We start from the raw sequence: 19518 nt of genomic DNA, 5'->3' as shown, positions 1-19518 counted from the left end.
CCCACAGGGATTGCGTCAGGCTCGCAAGCGGCGCACTTCTGTGGGAGCGGGCAAGCCCGCGAAGAGGCCGCTGCAGGTAACCCCATTTCATTCCGGCTGCACCGACCGACGATATCCATTGGGCGTCTGCCCACTCAAGCGCTTGAACCAGCGGGCAAAGTATGTCGGGTCGGTGAACCCCAGGCTGTCCGACAGCTGCCCGATACTCATCCGCGTGTAAATCAGGTTGCGACGCGCCTCCAGCAACAAACGCTGGTGCAGCACCTGCAGCGCAGTCTGCCCACTCAGCGCCCGGCACAACTGGTTCAGTTGCAGGCTCGGAATATTCAGTCGCGCGGCGAAGTCCTCCATCGACAGGTGCTCGCGGTAATGCGCCTCCACCAGTCGCAAGTACTGCCCCAGCAACTGGCGGTCACGCTCATCCCGATTGCGGGGCGCCTGCCCAGGTTGCGGGCGGCGGCTGATCCACACCATCAACGTGGTTACCAGCGCCTCCAGCAAGGCTGCCCGTGCCGGGGCATTGCCCTGGTACTCCTGCTGCAAGGTGCCGATCAGGCTGCGCAGGTGCACGCGGTCCTGGCCGAGCGGGTAACACCCAGGTTTTGCCAGCACCGTCAGCGGCATGCCCAGGCGTTGTTCCAGGTTTGCCACCAGTGCGGTGCCAAAGGTCAGCACATACCCCTGGATATCGGCACTGAAGCGAAAGCCATGCACGGTCATTGGCGGCACCACCTGGATCGCTGGCTCACCGATGGCGCTGCGCACGCCTTCGATCTCCACCAGGGCCTGACCGCGCTGTACGTACAGCAGCTGGAACAGCTCGGCATGCTGGTGCGGCTTGATTTCCCAGTGGTGCAGGCGGCTACGCGCCGGGATCGACTCGCAGTGCAGCAAGTCGGTGCCGGGCCAGGCCTGGTTTTCGCCATAGAGCTTGAACAAGGGGACGCCGGGGAGGGTGGATTTCATGCAGGCTGGCCTGTCCGTTAATCGAACGTTTTTTGTAAAAGTGCAGGTTATTCATGGAATAGCACACTTAATTGGCAGTTTTTGCCAGTAAAAATGCAAAGGCAAACCCTAACAGCAGATGCCGCCCCACTGCCAGTCCAGGGCCGGCATCGTCCGAAAAGAGACAACAACAATGAAAACTCAGGTTGCAATTATTGGTGCAGGTCCGTCTGGCCTGCTGCTGGGCCAACTGCTGCACAAGGCCGGTATCGATAACGTCATCGTCGAACGCCAGACGCCCGAGTACGTCCTTGGCCGCATCCGCGCCGGTGTGCTGGAGCAAGGCACTGTCGACCTGCTGCGCGAAGCCGGTGTGGCCGAACGCATGGACCGTGAAGGCCTGGTGCACGAAGGGGTCGAGCTATTGGTTGGCGGGCGCCGTCAACGCCTGGACCTCAAGGCCTTGACCGGTGGCAAGACGGTGATGGTGTATGGCCAGACCGAAGTCACCCGTGACCTGATGCAGGCCCGCGAAGCCAGCGGCGCGCCGATCATCTATGCTGCCAGCAATGTCCAGCCGCATGAGTTGAAGGGCGAGAAGCCGTATCTGACCTACGAAAAAGATGGCCGCGTGCACCGGGTGGACTGCGACTATATCGCCGGCTGTGACGGCTTCCATGGTGTCTCCCGGCAAAGCATCCCCGAGGGCGTGCTGAAGCAATACGAACGCGTTTACCCGTTTGGCTGGCTGGGCCTGCTGTCGGACACACCGCCGGTCAATCACGAGTTGATCTATGCCCACCATGCGCGTGGCTTCGCGTTGTGCAGCCAACGCTCGCAAACACGCAGCCGCTACTACCTGCAGGTACCTCTGCAGGACCGTGTCGAGGCGTGGTCTGACGAGCGTTTCTGGGACGAACTGAAAGCCCGCCTGCCCGCTGACGTAGCGGCGGATCTGGTGACCGGCCCAGCCCTGGAAAAAAGTATTGCGCCGCTGCGCAGCCTGGTGGTCGAACCCATGCAGTACGGCCACCTGTTCCTGGTGGGAGACGCTGCGCACATCGTCCCACCCACCGGTGCCAAAGGCCTGAACCTGGCAGCTTCGGACGTCAACTACCTCTACCGCATTCTGGTCAAGGTGTACCGCGAAGGGCGTATCGACCTGCTTCAACAGTATTCGCCGCTGGCCTTGCGCCGGGTGTGGAAGGGCGAGCGTTTCAGCTGGTTCATGACCCAGCTGCTGCATGACTTCGGCAACCAAAAGGATGCCTGGGACCAGAAGATGCAGGAGGCTGACCGCGAGTACTTCCTGAACTCCGCGGCGGGCTTGCTGAACATTGCCGAGAACTATGTGGGGCTGCCGTACGAAGAAGTCGTCTGAGTTTCTGTGCTGCTTGTCCTGGCCCCATCGCCGGCAAGCCAGCTCCCACAGGTACTGCACATGACTTGAATACGATGCGGCCAATGTGGGTGCTGGCTTGCCGGCGATAACGGGCGAAGCCCGTGCCCTGCAAACCTTGCCTACTGGGCCAGCAGCGCCTCCATCTCCCGATACCCTCGCTGGCGCGCATGCTCCAGCGCGGTGACCCCCTCCTGGTCGGCAATCTGCCGGTCCGCACCTGCCGCCAGCAGCCGGCGCACAATCTCCACATGCCGCGGTCCGCCATCCCCCAGAATCACTGCCTCCATGAGCGCGGTCCAGTGCAGCCGGTTCAAGTGGTTCACGTCCACCCCGGCATCGATCAGCATCTGCACTGTTTCTACATGCCCACGCTCGGCCGCCGGTATCAACGCAGTTCCCCCGTATCGGTTGGTGCTCTTGAGGTCGGCACCGTGGCTCAGGGTAAGCCGCAGTATATCGTTCAGGCCCCGGGCGCCAGCATACAGGTAAGGGCTGTCAGCAATATTGTCCTCGGCGTTCACATCGGCACCGGCCTGGATCAGCGCTTGCGCCGCCGCCACCTGGTTGGCGTGGGTGGCCACCAGCAGGGCAGTGCGCCCTTGCTCATCACGGCTTTCCAGTTGGGCACCTTGCGCCAGCAACTGTTGCAGGGTGTGCACGTCGTTGTGGCGGGCGGCGGTGTGCAGGCGGTAGTCCATGGTGGTGTTCTCGGCGTGGGCGGCAAGGCTGGTGAACAGGGCAAACAGCATGGCTGCGACGGGTCTACGCATGGGGTGTGCTCCGGATTGGCCTGCCTGCATCCTAGAAAAATCGCACCAAGTCTTGAAGTTAAGTTTGCGCATGACCGACAGTGGTCTGCTGAATAGACAAGGCAGGAAGCAAAACGATGAAGTTCTCCGCACCGGTGATGAGCGCGCTGTGCCTGGCGATCGCCAGTGGGTGGGCCTGTGCCGATCACGTGTTGCCCGCGCCACCCGAACGGGCCTCCGGCTACCGCACTGGCCTGCAGCCGGTGCACGCCAACCGGCATATGGCCGCCGCCGCCAACCCGCTGGCCAGTGAAGCGGGGCGGGCGATGTTGCGTGCCGGTGGCAGTGCCATTGACGCCGCCATCGCCATGCAGATGGTGCTGACCTTGGTCGAGCCGCAATCCAGTGGCATTGGGGGTGGGGCCTTTATCCTCTACTGGGACGGGAAGCGCGTGCAGGCTTTCGACGGCCGCGAGGCAGCCCCGTCGCAGGTAACGGAAAAGCTGTTCTTGCAAGCCGATGGTTCACCGATGCCCTTCAGGTCGGCACAGATCGGCGGGCGTTCAGTGGGGGTGCCCGGGGTTTTGCGCGCGCTGAAGCTGGCTCACGAGCAGCACGGCAAGCTGCCTTGGCAGCAACTCTTTGCCCCGGCCATTGCGTTGGCACGTAGCGGTTTCCCGGTATCCGAGCGCCTTCACACCCTGGTGGCCGGTGACCCGTATATTGCCCATTCACCGGCCATGGCTCGCTACTTCCTGGATAAAAAAGGCAAGCCGCTGCCAGTGGGTACAACGTTGCGCAACCCCGAACTTGCGCAAACGCTCGAGCAAATTGCCGCGCACGGTCCCCAGGCGTTCTACACCGGTGAAATCGCCGCGGCCATCGTGGCCAAGGTGCGCAGCCATGCCAATGCCGGTTATTTGTCGTTGCAAGACCTCGAGCGGTACGGTGCCAAGGAGCGCGAGCCGGTGTGTGGCCCTTACAAGGCCTGGCGCATCTGCGGCATGCCGCCGCCGTCGTCGGGCGGGGTGACGGTGTTGCAGACGCTGGGCATGCTTGAAGCCGTGCAGCGCACCACGCCACAACGCGATCTGGCGGCGTTGCGGCCGCTGGCGAACGCGTCCCCGGCAGGCCTGGAGGCATCGCCGCTGGCCGTGCACCTGATCGCCGAAGCCGAGCGCTTGGCCTATGCCGACCGCGCTCAGTACCTGGCCGACAGCGATTATGTGCCGGTCCCGGTCAAGGCCCTGACCGACGCCACTTACCTGGCCCGCCGGGCAGCACAGATTGGGGCATACAGCATGAAGCGCGCTCGCCCGGGCCAACCGCCAGGCGCCGACCTGGCCCTGGCGCCTGATCGCTCGCCTTTGCGCATTTCCACTTCGCACCTCAGCGCAGTGGATGACAGCGGCCAGGCACTGGCCATGACCACCTCGGTGGAGGCCGCGTTCGGTTCGCACCTGATGGTCAAGGGCTTCCTGCTCAACAACCACCTGACGGACTTCTCGTTCATCCCTCAGGAGCACGGCAAGCCTGTGGCCAACCGGGTGCAGCCGGGCAAGCGGCCACTGTCGGCGATGGCGCCCACGCTGGTGTTTTCGCGGGCCTCTGGCGAGCTTGTGGCCAGCCTTGGTTCGCCAGGGGGCTCGCAGATCATCGGCTACGTGAACAAGGCGCTGATCGGCTTGCTGGATTGGCAGCTCGACCCGCAGCAGGCGGCCGGCTTGCCCAACTTCGGCAGCCGCAATGCCGGCACCGAAGTGGAAGCCGGGCTCGCCAGCCCATCGCTGATCCGCCAATTGGCAGCCTGGGGCCATGAGGTCACGCCGATGACCATGACCAGTGGCATGCAGATCATCCAGCGCAGCGGCGATGGCTGGTCCGGTGGCGCCGATCCTCGGCGTGAAGGTGTGGCCCTTGGCGACTAGCCGTGATAGAACGCAGTCTTGCCATTCAGCAGTTGAATACCAACATGTCTATCAGCGTGAAATCGAATAGAGCCCTGTTCGACCTCGACCTGCTACGCGCCATCGTGGTGGTGGCCGATTGCGGCAGCTTCACCACGGCGGCGGCGCGCCTGCACTCGACCCAGTCGACCATCAGCCAAAAGGTGCGCCGCCTGGAGGACATGGTCGGGCATCGCCTGTTGGTGCGGGGTAACCGCGATGTGCTACCGACCGACGCCGGGCAGACCTTGCTCGGCTACGCCCGGCACATGCTGGCGCTGAATGACCAGATGCTCGAAGCCCTGGCCGGGGCGATGGTGGGCACCACCGTACGCCTGGGCGTGCCCGAGGACTTCGTTGGCGGGCGCACCACCAATGCGCTGTCGGCGTTCAGCCGCCTGCACCCGCAAGTGAAACTGGAAGTGACCAGCGGCCTGTGCCGCGACCTCAGCCAGGCCTACGACAACGGTGAACTGGACCTGGTGCTGCTCAAGCAGCGGCGCAACACCCGGGAGGGCGTGGCTTGCTGGCCCGAGCGCCTGCAATGGATCGACAGTGCGCGCACCCCCGCCTTTGAGCTGGACCCGATCCCGCTGGTGACCTTCCCGCCGCGCGGCCTGTACCGCGAAGACATGATCAACGCGATCGAAAGCATGGGCCGGCGCTGGCGCATCAGTTTCACCAGTTCCAGCCTCAGCGGTATCCAGGCGGCAGTTGCCGATGGCATGGGCATCAGCCTGCTGCCACCAAGGGCGGCTACGGGGGAGCACCGGGTGCTGGGGGCAGGGCAGGGGCTACCGGAGGTCGACAGCTATGAAATCGTCATCGTCCACCGGCCGACGGCGGATGTGATGGTCAAGGCGTTGGCCGAGGTCATGACACAACTGCTGGCGGGCGGTGGGATCTGAGCCGGCCTGACGAACTGACGCGGTCTTTGTGGGGCGCCCCGGCAGGGCCGCTCCCACAGAAGATCGAGTCGGCCGACGGTTGATGGGTCAGGCGCAAGCCGCAGCGAGGCGTGGCGACAGATGAATGCCGGCGATCATGCAGCGCACTGAGCCGCCGGCCATCTCAATGGTCGGCACGTCCAGCGGCACCAGCCGCGCCGAGCGCTCGATGCGCTGGCGTTGCTCACCGGTCAGGCTGTCGAAGGCCTTGCGTGACAGTGCCAGGATTCTCCCGTCACGCCCGGACAGCTCGATGGCATTGCCGGCAAACTGGCTGATCTGCTGGTTACTCAGGTCAATAACGTCGCGGCCCGATTCGATCAGCCGCATGCGCACTTCCTCGGCCCGCGCCTTGTTGGTGAACGTGCCAAAACCCACCAGTGCAAATTCGGTCGCCACGCACATCAGTACGTTGGTGTGGTAGATCGGCGTGCCTTGCTCGTCGGCCGTGTCGAACACCATCGGCTCGAAGTTGAAGTGCGTGCTGAAGCGCTCGAGTGCGATCGGGTCGGCGCGGTTGGAACGTGCGGTGTAAGCCACCCGCGACAGGTGGTCGAAGACCATGGCGCCGGTCCCTTCAAGAAACAGTTCGTCTTGCTCCAGCCCTGAATAATCGATGACATCTTGCACGCGGTACTCATGTTTGAGCATCTCGATCACATCCGCGCGCCGCTCGCGGCGGCGGTTGCGCGAATACATCGAGTAGATTGCGATGTGTCCACCGGGGTGGGTAGAGAACCAGTTATTGGGGAACACCGAGTCCGGGGTGTTGTGTTCGCCGAAATCATCGAACAGGTGTACCCGCACGCCTTCGGCCTCAAGGCGACCGGCGGCCTGCGTGACTTCATCGCGGGCAACCTCGGCGAGCGCCTGTGCGGCGAGGCCGGGGCTGCTGCGCTGGAACGAGTTGTCGGCTGCGGTTTCCGGGTTGGGGGTGAACGCATGTGGCCTGACCATGACCACTGCTGCAGGTGCTTGAATCGAACGCGTTGGAAATGCCATGAGAAATACCGGGTTGAGAGCAGGGTTAAGCAACGCGTCGGATACGGCTTTTGGCAGCACGGCCGCGGGTGTGGCTGAACAGGTCTTTCGGGTCGTCTTCCACCCATGGCACCAGGTCGATCTTCGTGCCCATGCCGCGCTTTTCGGCCTGCTGTAGTACGTAACGTAGTACGGTGTAATCCTCCAGGGCGAAGCCCACCGAGTCGAATACGGTGACCTGGCGGTCGCTCTGGCGCCCCTCGGTTTCGCCGCGCAGCACACGCCACAGGTCAACCACCGGGAAGTCAGCGGGCAGCTGCTGAATGTCACCTTCGATACGGGTTTGCGGCTCGTACTCGACGAACACCCGGGCGTTGCGCAGCACATCGGCGTGCAGTTCGGTCTTGCCCGGGCAGTCGCCCCCCACGGCATTCAGGTGCATGCCAGGTTCGAGCATTTCGGGGGTGATGATGGTGGCGTAGGCCTTGTCGGCAGTGACCGTGGTGATGATGTCCACGCCTTTTACCGCTTCGGCCACCGAGCCGGCCCGGCGAATGGTGAGGCCGCTGTATTCCTTGAGGTTGGCAATCAGCTTGGCGGTGGCCAGCGGGTCGGTGTCATAGGCGACGATTTCTTCGATGCCCAAGTGCTTGTGGAACGCCAGCGCCTGGAATTCGCTTTGCGCGCCGTTGCCGATCAGCGCCATCTTGCGCGAGTTCGGTCGGGCCAGTGCCTGGGCTGCCATCAGCGAGGTGGCCGCAGTGCGCAGGGCGGTGGCAATGGTCAGTTCGGACAGCAGCACCGGGTAGCCGGTGTCGACATCGGCCAGTACGCCGAAGGCCATCACGGTATGCAGGTCACGTGCAGTGTTGGCCGGGTGCCCGTTGACGTATTTGAAGGCGTAGCGGCTGTTGTCGGCGACCGGCATCAGCTCGATCACACCCACTTCCGAGTGGCTGGCAACCCGTGCGGATTTATCAAACTCCTGCCAGCGTTTGAAGTCTTCACGCATGGCCGCAGCCAGTTCACCTATGAACGGCGCTACGCCGATGTCGTGCACCAAGTCCGACATGGTTGGAACATCAATGAAATACGTCATGCTCTTGCACCTTGTTATTGTGCGCTGCGCCCTGGATATTGCAGGGTGAGCGCTTAGGATTATCGAAGTGTCGCCGGCTCGAACATTTTGATGAAAGGTGGCGTCAACAGGAAGAATGCAGGTTGCCAGTTTCGCCAACTTTCTAGACAATCTGCCACCCCAAAGTAGCAATCTGATTATTTGGCAGGCATATGGACACTATCGATCGGGAACTGATTGCGCTGTTGCGGGACAATGCACGCACTCCCGTGCTGACCTTGGCAAAAAAACTCAAGGTGGCCAGGGCAACGGTGCAAAACCGCATCACCCGGCTCGAAGAGCAGGGCGTGATCATTGGCTACACGGTACGTTTGCGCTCCGATGCGCTGGACCAGGGCGTGCGGGCAATTACCAGCATAGGCATCAGCGGCCACCACGCTGCAGAGGTCAAGCACGCGCTGCGTGGGCACCCCAACGTGGTCGCCATCCACACCACCAATGGCCGTTGGGACCTGATGGCAGAGCTGCGCGCAGACACCCTTGAAGCGTTCGACCGGGCGCTGAATACCATTCGCTCCATTCCGCACATCGAGAATACCGAGACCAGCATCCTGCTCTCCACCTACAAGATGTGACCGCGGGGTCAGGCCTTTTGAAAGGCGCATTGCGCAAACTGTCACCCAGGCTTTCCACAGTGCAAAAAATCCCTTTGGCTGTGCGCATTCTGTAGCGTTCCGCTTGGCCCGGGCCACTGGCAGAATGAAACTGTTTTCGTGCAACGGTACAAGGCGCACCACCCAGGGTGCGTTTCAAACAATAAAAAAGCCCGCAGCTAAGTTGCACCGGGCGTGAGTGTCCGTTTTCGTTATTACCTGCGCTTTTATCATTTTCAATGACAGGGAACCTGCACCTTAGTGCCACTTACATGGTGCGGCGCGGGGCGCTGAAGTTTTACCAAAAAAGAATAAGAGGTCGACTATGCATCAAACGTGCAATGCGCAAAGCGCTGCTCCGCAAGAGGGCCGAGTGCTCAAGCGACGGCTGGAAAACCGACACATACAGCTTATTTCGATCAGTGGTGCCATTGGTACCGGGTTGTTTATGGGCTCGGGCAAGATCATTGCGCTGTCTGGCACTTCGATCATCCTCGTCTACGCCATCATCGGTTTTTTTGTGTTCTGCATCATGCGCGCCATGGGCGAGATGCTGCTGGCCAACCTGCAGATGGAATCGTTCGCTGACCTGGTGCACAACTACCTGGGGCCGCGGGCCGGTTACATTCTCAGCTGGTCGTACTGGCTCAGCTGGGTGGTGGCGGCGGTGGGCGACGTGGTGGTGGTCGCAGGGTTCGTGCAGTACTGGTACCCCGATGTGCCTACCTGGCTACCGGCTTTCGGCACCATGTTCCTGTTGCTGGGCCTGAACATGCTGGCGGTGAAGGCCTTTGGTGAAGTGGAGTTCTGGTTCGGCCTGATCAAGATCGTCGCCATCGTGCTGCTGGTGGTAACCGGCCTGGTGATGGTCGCCACCTCCTATACCTCGCCGGGCGGGGTGACGGCATCGTTCAGACACCTGGTGGCCCCCGGCGTGGTCATGCCGCATGGCATCCTTGGCTTCCTCGCCGGGTTCCAGATCGCCATTTTCTCCTTCGTCGGCACCGAGCTGATCGGCACCGCAGCGGCAGAGGCCAAAGACCCCGAAAAGACCCTGCCCAAGGCGATCAACACCATCCCCGTGCGTATCCTGCTTTTCTACATCTGTTCGCTGGTGTGCATCATCAGTGTGGTGTCCTGGGCCAATGTGCCAGCCAACCGCAGCCCCTTCGTTGAATTGTTCCTGCTTGGCGGGTTGCCCGCTGCTGCTGGCATCATCAACTTCGTAGTGCTGACCTCCGCGGCATCGTCGGCCAACAGTGGCGTTTACTCGGGCTCGCGCATGCTCTATGGCCTGTCGCATCAACAACAGGCCCCGAAGGCGTTCGGGCGCCTGTCCGGGTCGGGTACGCCAGTGCGGGCGCTGGTATTCTCCGGGGTGTGCATGGCGATTGCGTTGACGCTGCTGTTCGTGATCCCGGAGGTGATGACCGTGTTCACCCTGGTGTCGACCATTTCTGCGGTAATGATCATCGTTACCTGGTCGCTGATCCTGCTGTCCTACTTTGCTTACCGCCGACAGAACCCGCAGGCCCATGAGCAGTCCAGGTTCAAGCTGCCGGGCGGCAAGGTCACCGCCGCGCTGGCGCAGCTATTCCTGATTTTCGTGCTGTGCCTGCTGGTGCTGGAACCGGACACCCGCACGGCGTTGTACGTGATGCCGCTGTGGTATGCGGGCCTGTTGCTGGCCTATCGGCGCAGGACCAAGGCCTCTGCCCAACCGCAGAGCGCTACTGCTGATTCGTTGATTTAGCGGGTGCTCTGTGGGAGCGGGCTGGCCCCGCGAACACCGGCAAAGCCGGTGCCAGGCACCGCAGGGTTGCCTTCGCGGGACAAGCCCGCTCCCACAGCAGTCCAAAAGGGCTGGCGATCTGCCACAGCGGCCAGGACAGGTAGATCCAGCATTCTTCAGGGCTGGCGTTCAGCAACCGCCCGCAACGTACGCAACGTTACCACCGGCGCATCCACCACAAACCGGTTGGCCAGCCAGCCGGGCACATCGCCGGCAGGGTCGGCCTGCAACTGGTAGGTCACCTCCGTCTCGCGCTCGCCCAGGGGTTTCATGCGCCACTCACCGCGCAGATGCTGCACCCGGATCAGGCCGTCAACCTTGGGAATCCTGTCAGGCTCGGCGCTCAGGTGCCGCAGCAGGGTGCCGTCGTCCAGGCGTTCGCTGGTGACTTTCAGCACAATGTCCCGCGGCATCGTCGGCCACGGCAGGTTGGTGGTCAGGTACACCCAGGTATTGGCGCCATCCACTTCCAGCAAACGCATCTGGTCACAGGCGTATAGCCATTTGCAGGCTACCCGCAGGTTCTCTTGCAGGTCGGTGAGGGTGCGCACGCTGGCTTTCATGGTACTTACACCACGAAATTGCTGGTAGGGCGTGTCATGCGCGCTGCTCAGGTACACGCGAATGCCTTCGCGGTCATAGGCCAGGTTCCACTCATCGGCGGCCGGGGCAGGGGTACACAGCAGCAGGGCAGTGAGCAGCAGGCAGCGGTTCATGGCCGGTACCGCGCGGGGGATGGGTGTTTGAGTATGCGCGGCAAACAGAAAGCCCGCCAGGTTGGCGGGCTTGCGGGCATCAGCCTGGGCTTAGCGCTTAGGGTTCAGCGTCAGGTGCACGTGACGGTTAACGTCCTTGTACAGCAGGTAGCTGAAGTTGCCAGGGCCGCCGGCGTAGCAGGCTTGCGGGCAGAAGGCGCGCAGCCACATGAAGTCGCCGGCTTCCACTTCAACCCAGTCCTGGTTCAGGCGGTACACCGCCTTGCCTTCCAGCACGTACAGGCCATGTTCCATCACGTGGGTTTCAGCGAACGGAATAACGCCGCCCGGCTGGAAGGTGACGATGTTCACGTGCATGTCGTGGCGCATGTCGGCCATGTCGACAAAACGGGTGGTTTTCCAGCGGCCTTCGGTGCCCGGCATCTCGATGACGGTGGCGTTGTCGCGGTGGGTGACGAACGATTCCGGTACGTCCAGTCCCTCGACTTTCTGGTAATGCTTGCGCAGCCAGTGGAAGGTGACGTTGGACTTGCTGTTGTTGCGCAGGCTCCACTCGGCGCCTGGCGCCAGGAAGGCATAGCCGCCGGGTACCAGGGTGTGGTGCTTGCCTTCCACGGTGATGTCCAGTTCGCCTTCGACGATGAACACCACGGCTTCGGCGTTAGCGTCCAGCTCGGGGCGCTCGCTGCCGCCTTCCGGGGCCAGCTCGACGATGTACTGCGAGAAGGTTTCGGCAAAACCGGTCAGCGGGCGGGCGATGACCCACATGCGCATCTTGTCCCAGAACGGCAGGTGGCTGGTGACGATGTCACGCATCACGCCCTTGGGGATGACGGCATAGGCTTCGGTGAACATGGCACGGTCAGTCAGCAGCTCTGTTTGAGCCGGGTGCCCACCGTGGGGGGCGAAGTACGAATGGTTCGACATGGACAATCTCGACTTGTTGTTCTCTCCCCATGCCGTGAACCGCACCGGCCGGTGCGGCGCAGGGGATGTGGCCACAGAATAGGGTCGAGCGCGTGCCATCCACAAATTAAATGTTGGAATACCCGGTATTTGATCGCTGAATGTCGACCTGGCGCCCGGCGTGGGCTTCCGGCAGTCGATCGCCTTGACCGAACAATTTTTGGCGCAAGGTCCCTTCGGTGTAACTCGAAGGGTAGCGGCCGCGGCGTTGCAGCTCGGGCACCAGCAACTCGACCACGTGGGCCAGGTCATCCGGCTGCACGGCGTAGGTCAGGTTGAAACCGTCGATGCCGGTCTGGTCCAGCCAGCTTTCCAGCTGGTCGGCCACCGCGCTGGCAGAACCTGCCAGTACCGGGCCGCGACCACCCAGGCCAACGAACTCGGCAGCCTCGCGCACGGTCCAGCGGCGGTTCGGGTCAGCGGCGGTAAACGCGGCCAGGGCAGCGCGCCCGGCGTCATTTTCGACGTATTCGATCGGCGCATCAGGGTCGAGGCCGGCAAAGTCGATGCCGGTCCAGCCCGACAGCAGCGCCAAGGCCGCGTCCAGATCGACATAGCGACGGTATTCGGCGAACCGCGCCTCGGCTTCTTCCCGGGTAGGGGCGACAATCAGCAATGCCTGGGCATAGATCAGCACTTCATCACGACCTCGCCCGGCGGCTTCGCTGGCCTGGCGAATGCCATCGGCGTAGCGGCGCAACACTGTAGGGGTTGGGCCGCTGATGAACACGCATTCGGCGTGGCGCGCGGCAAACTGCTGGCCGCGTGCCGAAGCGCCGGCCTGGAACAGCACCGGCGTGCGTTGCGGTGACGGCTGACACAGGTGCATGCCGGGCACCTGGAAGTGCTCGCCCACGTGGTTGATCGGGTGCACCCGGGTTGGCTCGATGTAGCGCCCGCTGTCGCGCTCCAGCAGCACCGCGTCATCGTCCCAGCTCTTTTCCCACAGCTTGTAGAGCACCTGCAGGTACTCCTCGGCCAGGTCGTAGCGCTGATCGTGGCCCAGCTGGCGCGCCAGGCCGAGGTTGCGTGCAGCGCTGTCGAGGTAGCCGGTGACGATGTTCCAGCCGACCCGGCCGTTACTCAGGTGGTCAAGTGTGGACATGCGCCGGGCGAACGGGTAAGGGTGCTCGTAGGTGAGCGAGAAGGTCACGCCAAACCCCAGGTGCTCGGTGACCCCGGCCATGGCCGGCACCAGCAGCAGCGGGTCGTTGACCGGCACTTGCACGCCACCGCGCAGGGCGGCCTCAGGGCCGCCTTGGTACACGTCGTAAATACCCAGCACATCGGCAATGAACAGCGCGTCGAAGAGGCCGCGCTCCAACAGGCGGGCCAGGTCGGTCCAGTAGCTCAGGCGGTTGAAGGCGACGCTGGTGTTGCGTGGGTGGCGCCACAGGCCGGGGGACTGGTGGCTGGCGGCGTTCATGCTGAACGCATTGAAGCGGATCGGGCGGGGCATGTCAGTTGCGCTCCACTCAAGGCAATACGGAAGCCGGGTAGACCGCGTCGGCCACCTGCAGCTTGTGTGGAATCAGGCCCAGGCCCTGGAAGGTGTCAGCGAGTTTCTGTTGCTCGGCGACGATCGGCGGGGTGATGGCCACGGCGTTGTAGTTACGGCGCTCGCTGGCCACTTCAAGCACATTGGCGTTGATGCCCAGCTGCGGGGCCAGCAGTGCGGCAACCTCTGCGGGTTTGGCGTTGGCCCACTGGCTGACTTTGCCCAGTTCGGTAAAGAAGGTTTTCAGCAGCGCACGGTGCTGGTCGGCGTAGCTGGCGGTGGACAGGTAGAAGGTGCGGTTGTTGGACAGGCCGCTGCCGTCACGCAGGTTTTTCAGGCCTGGCTGGCTTTCTGCAGCGGCGAGGAACGGGTCCCACAGGGTCACGGCCTGCACGCTTCCCGACTGCAAGGCGGCCACGGCATCGGCGGCATTGTTGACGTAGGCGGGGGTGATGTCCTGGTAACTCAGGCCAGCCTGTTGCAGGGCGACAGCCAGCAGGTACTGGGCATTCCAGCCACGGCCGGTGGCCACGCGTTTGCCTTTCAGGTCCTGCACGCCAGTCAGGTGGTCCTGCTCGCGTACCACCAGGCCGATGCCGCGTGGGTAGGGCTGTTCGGCGGCCAGGTACACCACCGGTTTGCCGGCGGCCTGGGCGAACACCGACGGTGCGTCGGCGGCGTGGCCGAGGTCGATGGCGCCCGTGCTCAGGGCCTCGAGCAGCTGTGGGCCGGCGGCAAACTCGTGCCAGCTCACCTTCACGCCTTGCGGGGCCAGGGCCTTTTCCAGGGCGCCGCTGCCTTTGAGAATGTTGATGCTGTTGAACTTTTGGTAACCGATGCGAAGGGTCTTGGCGTCGTCGGCCAGGGCTTCGGACCACGGCAGCAGGGCACTGGCGACAGTGGCCAGCAGGCCGCCAATCAACAGGCGGCGCAGGGGGGAAAAGGCACGGATTGGCATGGGGATGCTCCTTCAGACCGGGTGGTAAACGATGGGCCCAGCCTAAGGAGATGGCGTTTGGCTTTCAATTTTTATATTCCGTTTCGTTAGATTGTTTTGTTATTTTTATATCCTTTTGTTTTGTAACGATTTGCATGCTTTCGACATTTTTTTCACATTTGCTTGCTAGCATCCCCGGCATTCCGAGGAGCCCTACATGCCGCAATTCCTGCGCCAACGCAGCGCCCGCATCGCCCTGACTGCCACTACCGGTTTGCTCGCCGCCACCTTGGGTTTTTTCGCCTGGCAGAGTTTCTACCCGGTCCAGGCTGCCGCTGGTTGGGATGTCCAGGTGCTGCATCGTGATGTGGCCAAGGCCGCATCGTTGTTGCCGCAAGCGGATGGCAGCCTGCTGGTCAGCCGCGAACTGGATGATGGCCGAGGCAGCATCCTCAAGATCACCGCGACAGGCGACCGCGTAGTGGTTATCGACAGCCTGTCGAAGCCCGACGGCATGGTCGCGGCACAAGGCGGTTGGGTGTTCAGCCAGGAAGGCGGTCAGGCGCCGGTGAGCCTGGCCCGCGATGGTCAGGTTACCCACCTGTTCGACGGTGAAAGCGTGCAGGGGCTGTGGAACGACGGCGACCACCTGTATGCCATCGAAGACCGCAAGGGCAATGGCCGCTTGATGCGTTATGACTGGGCCAGCGGCCAGCTTGAAGTGCTGCGTTCCGGCCTGACCGAAACCGAAGGCCTTGCCCGCTGTAACGACGGCCGCTTGCTGTACACCGAAAAAGCCAATGGCAAGGTTCGCGCCCTGTCCGACGATGGCCAGGACCCGGTTGTGGCCGAGGGGTTGCGCAACCCTACCTTTCTGTTCTGTGACCCGCGTGGCCTGTGGGTCAGCGAAGACAACACCCACCGCGCACGCTTGTTGCTCATCGACGCTGACGGCGTCCAGCACACCATGCTGACCTTCCTCAAGGCGCCGCAGTCGATCGTGGCGGACGGCAAGGGCGGCTACCTGTTGGCCGAAGGCGGGCGTAACCGCGTGCTGCACCTGACGCCGCCACCGACGCACGACACCGCCCAGCGCGACTGAGCCGGCGCTAGCTGGGCAGGCGCCGCACGCGCCCTGGCAGCAGGCCCAGCACCAGCATGCAACCAAGCAGAATTACCAGGCCTCCCGCTGCCTGCAACAGGCTCAGGGCTTCATTGAGGAACACCGCGCCGACCAGCACTGCCACCAGGGTGACCACGAACTCCACGCTGATGGCGCGGGTGGCACCGATACGTGCCACCAGGCCAAAGTACAGTACGTAGGTGGTCGCGCTCATCACTGCGCCGCTAATCAACAGGTAAAGCCAGTCGCTTGCCTGTGGCACGCTGGGCACGGGAACTACCAGCAACAGCGGCAGGGTCATCAACCCGCCAGCCAGGAACGCGCCGCCGGTGACCGTCCACGGGTCCTGGCCGCGCAGGTGCAGGCTGGCGTAATTGCTGCCGTAGGCGGCGCTGATGGCGCCCAGCAGCGACGCTATGCAGCCGTGGATGAAGTCGTCATCAATCGGCCGGGCCGGAAAACCGACCAGGATGGCGATGCCGGCAATGCCCAGCAGCAGCCCGGCCAGGCCTTGCAGGGTGATTTTCTCCAGGCCCCAGACCCGCCCGATCAGCATCGAGAACAGCGGAATGGTGGCGACAAAAATAGCTGCCATCGCGGTGCCGATGCGTGGGGTGGCGTACGACATGCCGATCAGTTGCCCGGCCACCGTGGTCGCCCCCACCACCAGCAAGGGTACCAGCAGCGGGCGCAGGCGCATTGGGCGGCCTAGCAGGGCTGCCAGGAGCGCCAGGGTGCCGCTGGCAATCAGTGCCCGCAGGCTGACCGCGCCCACCCAGCCAAAGGCATGCACCACCTTGAGCAACACCAGGAACGAAAAGCCCCAGGCTATGGCCAGGAACAGGTAGGCGGCGAGATCGCGTGGTTGCATGAGGCAGGATCCATCCATGGCAGGGGCAGGCAGGCTAGCGGGTTGCAGGGCGCAATATCAAGGCCGGCCAGCCGCGATGCATTATGGCTACTCGACCAACAGCGTGCTTCCCTGCATGGCCGCGCTCACGGATAATCCCCGCTATTCCAATAAGTAGCCTGTGAGTGGGTATGAGTGATTCCGTAGTGAGCCTTGGCCAGCCTGAAACCGGGGGGGCGCGCAAAACGCGCAAGAACAACCCCGAGAAAACGCGCGAGGACATCCTCCAGGCGGCCATCAACGAGTTTGTCCAGCAAGGGCTGGCCGGCGCACGCGTCGACGCCATCGCCGAGCGTACCGCTACCTCCAAGCGCATGATCTACTACTACTTCGGCAGCAAGGAGCAGCTGTACTGCGAGTGCCTGGTGAAGCTGTACGGCGATATCCGCAAGACCGAGCAGAGCCTGGACCTGGAGTCGTTGCCGGCTGAGCAGGCGATCCGCCGGCTGGTGGAGTTCACCTTCGATCACCATGACCGCAACGTCGATTTCGTGCGGATCATCTGCACCGAAAACATCCATTACGGCGAGTACGTCAAGCAGTCGCCGGCGATCCGTGAAATGAGCAGCCTGGTGCTCGAGGCCCTGGGCAACACACTGCACCGTGGCGTGCAGGAAGGTGTGTTCCGCACCGGCATCGAGGTTATCGACCTGCACATGCTGATGAGCTCGTTCTGTTTCTACCGGGTGTCCAACCGCCACACCTTTGGCGAGATCTTCCAGATTGACCTGTCTGATGACCAGGTCAAGCTGCGCCACAAAGCCATGATTTGTGACGCAGTATTGCGCTATATCCGCGCCTGAACGCCGTTTACTCGCCCAGCCGTTGCTCGCGCGACGGCGGGTAGCCGAAATATGCCGCATAGCACTTGCTGAAGTGCGACACGGAAACAAACCCGCAGGCCACTGCAACGTCCATCACCGACAGGTCCGAATACTGCAGCAGCCGGCGGCTTTTGGTGATGCGCAACTCCATGTAGTAGCGCCGTGGCGAGGTGCCCAACTGAGCCTGGAACAGGCGGTCGATCTGCCGGCGCGAGCGCCCGCTGTAGGCGGCCAGCTGATCCAGGCTGAGGGTTTCTTCCAGGTTGTTTTCCATCAGCTCGACGATGGTGCGCAGGTGCAGGCTCATGGATTTCTTCGCCCCCGGGCCAACCTGGCGGTAGCGAGCCCCGGAGAACGACAGGATTTCCTCCACGCCTTCGGCCAGCCCGTCACCATACAGCCGGCGCACCAGGCCCAGCATCAGCTCCATGGCGCCATTGGGGCTGGCGGCGCTGAGGCGGTCGCGGTCGAGGGTGAAACTGGCCGGCGTGATGCGTGTTTGCGGGCTGCGCTCCGACAGGCTGGCGCGCTGCTCGGGGTGGATACTGCAGCCATAGTCGTCCAGCACCCCGGCGCGGCCAAGAAACCAGGCACCGTTCCACAGGCCGCCCAGGGCCATGCCGTGGGCGGCGCAGTCGTCCAGCAGGCGGTCGAGTTCAGGGTACTTCAGAGGCGTGCGCAAGCCGCCACAGATCACCAGCAGGTCCAGCGCCTTCAGCGGCCCGGCGGACAGCTCGGTGGCGACCAGCTCCAACCCCAGGTCGCTGGTTACCCGGTCGCCCTCCATCGACAGTGGGGTGAATTGAAAACTGTCGGCGCGTAGCAGGTTAGCCGTGACCAGCACGTCCATGGCAACGGTGAAGCTGGCCATCGAGAAGTGTTCGAGCAGGACGAAGTCGACCCGGTAAGGCGCCTGGGCATTGGCGCTGCTGGTTTTGAGCCGCAGCATGTTGCTGGTGCTGGTCTTCTTGCTGAACTGTCGTGGCGTGGGCACTCTGGACTCCGCTTCCTGGCTGGTCCCAGAGTGTGGCCGGTGGCCGGGGGAAAGACAATGTCCCGGGTGGGCGTGTCGTATTTCAGGTCGTGTTCAGGCAACCTGTCTGCCTTGGCCCATTGCCGCCATGCTGCCCACTGCCACTGAGGACGCCCTAGATGAAGTACGCCATTGCCCTGTTGTTCAGCCTGCTTCCACTGCTGGCCAATGCCCTGGAACCGGGCGAGAAGCTGGCCCCATGGACGCTGCTCGACCAGCATGATCAAGCCTACAGCCTCGATAACAGCACGCACATTCTGCTGGTGGCCCGCGACATGGACGGTGCCAAGTTGGTCAAGGCGGCGCTGGCCCAGCAGCCCAAGGGCTACCTCGAGGCGCGCGATGCCGTATTTGTTGCCGATATCCAGCGCATGCCGGCGCTGATCAGCAAGCTGTTCGCCATCCCCGCCATGCGCGATTACACCTACCGGGTGCTGCTCGACCGGGACGGGCGCGTGGCCAGCCGTTATTCCGGGCAGGATGGCCAGGTGCAGTGGTTGCAACTGCAGCAGGGCGTGCTGGTGAGCCAGCAGTCTTTTGCCGATGCCGCAGCGTTGAAGGCGGCGCTGGAGAAGGCTGCGCAGCATTGAGGGCATTCACCTCGTTAATCTATAGGCTATCGTGGTCATTGTGGGACCGCGAAAACGGGCGAAGCCCGTGCCATCCACTGTGCAGCCTGCTTCGCAGGAAGCGCTCGCGCCCACAGAGCCCGTGATCAAATCAATCTGAACCCTCAGCGCGACTAGCAACCCAACGCATTACATGCCAAACGGGAGAGTGGTTATGGAAACAGGAACGATCTGGATCATCATCGCAGCCTTGGTCATCCTGCTGGAAATCTGGGCCATCTGGCACATCATCGGCAGTGATCGGCGCGCCGAGCGCAAGATGCTGTGGGTCGTATTCGTGGTCTACGCACCCTTCCCTGGGTTGTTGTTCTGGGCCTGGCGTGGGCCGCGGGCGGTGAAGGGCAGGGCAGTGCTGCAGGAAAAATGACCGCGCCAGCGTCAGGCGCAGG

At 63.0% G+C, this 19518-nt stretch carries 19 protein-coding genes; 9 read left to right on the top strand and 10 right to left on the bottom strand.

Features of this window, described 5'->3' with window-relative positions; all coding sequences use genetic code 11:
• Positions 1–87: 87 nt before the first annotated feature.
• Positions 88–966, bottom strand: coding sequence for a helix-turn-helix domain-containing protein (locus ACK1VC_RS05810; RefSeq protein WP_016487403.1), 879 nt, complete (start codon positions 964–966; stop codon positions 88–90).
• 172 nt (positions 967–1138) lie between these two features.
• Here ACK1VC_RS05810 and pobA point away from each other — a divergent pair, with 172 nt between their 5' ends.
• Entirely contained in the window at positions 1139–2326 is a 1188-nt protein-coding gene (gene pobA, locus ACK1VC_RS05805; RefSeq protein ID WP_096426156.1) for a 4-hydroxybenzoate 3-monooxygenase, read from the top strand.
• Between the two features lie 140 nt (positions 2327–2466).
• On the opposite strand, the gene ACK1VC_RS05800 is transcribed toward pobA, so the two are convergent.
• Positions 2467–3117: an ankyrin repeat domain-containing protein gene (locus ACK1VC_RS05800; protein WP_024717558.1), complete on the bottom strand. Its 651-nt coding sequence runs from the start codon at positions 3115–3117 to the stop codon at positions 2467–2469.
• Between the two features lie 116 nt (positions 3118–3233).
• Between ACK1VC_RS05800 and ggt the strand changes: the two genes are divergently transcribed.
• Positions 3234–5024, top strand: coding sequence for a gamma-glutamyltransferase (ggt, locus tag ACK1VC_RS05795; protein WP_016487400.1), 1791 nt, complete (start codon positions 3234–3236; stop codon positions 5022–5024).
• A gap of 44 nt (positions 5025–5068) precedes the next feature.
• A complete protein-coding gene (locus ACK1VC_RS05790; RefSeq protein ID WP_016487399.1) occupies positions 5069–5950 on the top strand; it encodes a LysR substrate-binding domain-containing protein in 882 nt (293 codons plus the stop codon).
• Positions 5951–6037: 87 nt separating this feature from the next.
• On the opposite strand, the gene ctlX is transcribed toward ACK1VC_RS05790, so the two are convergent.
• Both ctlX and ACK1VC_RS05780 read right to left on the bottom strand, forming a co-directional pair.
• Positions 6038–6946 carry a citrulline utilization hydrolase CtlX gene (gene ctlX / locus ACK1VC_RS05785; protein WP_016487398.1) on the bottom strand — a complete coding sequence of 303 codons (909 nt, stop codon included), beginning with the start codon at positions 6944–6946 and terminating at the stop codon, positions 6038–6040.
• A gap of 70 nt (positions 6947–7016) precedes the next feature.
• Complete coding sequence (locus ACK1VC_RS05780; protein ID WP_191086668.1) at positions 7017–8069, bottom strand: ornithine cyclodeaminase; 1053 nt, start codon at positions 8067–8069, stop codon at positions 7017–7019.
• 191 nt (positions 8070–8260) lie between these two features.
• On the opposite strand from ACK1VC_RS05780, the gene ACK1VC_RS05775 reads away from it, so the two are divergent.
• Entirely contained in the window at positions 8261–8683 is a 423-nt protein-coding gene (locus ACK1VC_RS05775) for an Lrp/AsnC family transcriptional regulator (RefSeq protein WP_016499380.1), read from the top strand.
• Between the two features lie 343 nt (positions 8684–9026).
• Positions 9027–10454 carry an amino acid permease gene (locus ACK1VC_RS05770; protein ID WP_191086667.1) on the top strand — a complete coding sequence of 476 codons (1428 nt, stop codon included), beginning with the start codon at positions 9027–9029 and terminating at the stop codon, positions 10452–10454.
• A gap of 155 nt (positions 10455–10609) precedes the next feature.
• Here ACK1VC_RS05770 and ACK1VC_RS05765 read toward each other — a convergent pair whose 3' ends face one another.
• The 4 genes from ACK1VC_RS05765 to ACK1VC_RS05750 all read right to left on the bottom strand — a co-directional run bounded on the left by ACK1VC_RS05765 (position 10610) and on the right by ACK1VC_RS05750 (position 14631).
• Positions 10610–11209 carry an START domain-containing protein gene (locus ACK1VC_RS05765; RefSeq protein ID WP_095115179.1) on the bottom strand — a complete coding sequence of 200 codons (600 nt, stop codon included), beginning with the start codon at positions 11207–11209 and terminating at the stop codon, positions 10610–10612.
• A gap of 90 nt (positions 11210–11299) precedes the next feature.
• Positions 11300–12136: a bifunctional allantoicase/(S)-ureidoglycine aminohydrolase gene (locus ACK1VC_RS05760; protein WP_060518220.1), complete on the bottom strand. Its 837-nt coding sequence runs from the start codon at positions 12134–12136 to the stop codon at positions 11300–11302.
• A 106-nt stretch (positions 12137–12242) separates the two neighbouring features.
• Positions 12243–13634: an LLM class flavin-dependent oxidoreductase gene (locus ACK1VC_RS05755; protein ID WP_191086666.1), complete on the bottom strand. Its 1392-nt coding sequence runs from the start codon at positions 13632–13634 to the stop codon at positions 12243–12245.
• Between the two features lie 16 nt (positions 13635–13650).
• Positions 13651–14631, bottom strand: a complete 981-nt coding sequence (locus tag ACK1VC_RS05750; RefSeq protein ID WP_191086665.1) for an aliphatic sulfonate ABC transporter substrate-binding protein — start codon at positions 14629–14631, stop codon at positions 13651–13653.
• 196 nt (positions 14632–14827) lie between these two features.
• Here ACK1VC_RS05750 and ACK1VC_RS05745 point away from each other — a divergent pair, with 196 nt between their 5' ends.
• A complete protein-coding gene (locus ACK1VC_RS05745; RefSeq protein WP_016487391.1) occupies positions 14828–15712 on the top strand; it encodes a hypothetical protein in 885 nt (294 codons plus the stop codon).
• Positions 15713–15719: 7 nt separating this feature from the next.
• Here ACK1VC_RS05745 and ACK1VC_RS05740 read toward each other — a convergent pair whose 3' ends face one another.
• Positions 15720–16604 carry a DMT family transporter gene (locus ACK1VC_RS05740; RefSeq protein WP_096426152.1) on the bottom strand — a complete coding sequence of 295 codons (885 nt, stop codon included), beginning with the start codon at positions 16602–16604 and terminating at the stop codon, positions 15720–15722.
• Between the two features lie 170 nt (positions 16605–16774).
• Here ACK1VC_RS05740 and ACK1VC_RS05735 point away from each other — a divergent pair, with 170 nt between their 5' ends.
• Positions 16775–17446 (top strand): TetR/AcrR family transcriptional regulator, encoded by a 672-nt coding sequence (locus tag ACK1VC_RS05735; protein WP_016487389.1) that lies wholly within the window; start codon positions 16775–16777, stop codon positions 17444–17446.
• 7 nt (positions 17447–17453) lie between these two features.
• Here ACK1VC_RS05735 and ACK1VC_RS05730 read toward each other — a convergent pair whose 3' ends face one another.
• On the bottom strand, positions 17454–18461 hold the full coding sequence (locus ACK1VC_RS05730; RefSeq protein WP_191086664.1) for a GlxA family transcriptional regulator: 1008 nt from the start codon (positions 18459–18461) through the stop codon (positions 17454–17456).
• Between the two features lie 158 nt (positions 18462–18619).
• On the opposite strand from ACK1VC_RS05730, the gene ACK1VC_RS05725 reads away from it, so the two are divergent.
• Together ACK1VC_RS05725 and ACK1VC_RS05720 are read left to right on the top strand one after the other, a co-directional pair.
• Complete coding sequence (locus ACK1VC_RS05725; RefSeq protein ID WP_016487387.1) at positions 18620–19090, top strand: hypothetical protein; 471 nt, start codon at positions 18620–18622, stop codon at positions 19088–19090.
• A 193-nt stretch (positions 19091–19283) separates the two neighbouring features.
• A complete protein-coding gene (locus tag ACK1VC_RS05720) occupies positions 19284–19496 on the top strand; it encodes a PLDc N-terminal domain-containing protein (RefSeq protein ID WP_016487386.1) in 213 nt (70 codons plus the stop codon).
• Positions 19497–19518: the final 22 nt, after the last annotated feature.

It is taken from the genome of Pseudomonas sp. XP2 (assembly GCF_053557975.1).
Note: the sequence above shows the minus strand (reverse complement) of the source record. Positions and strands in the feature narration are given on the sequence as shown.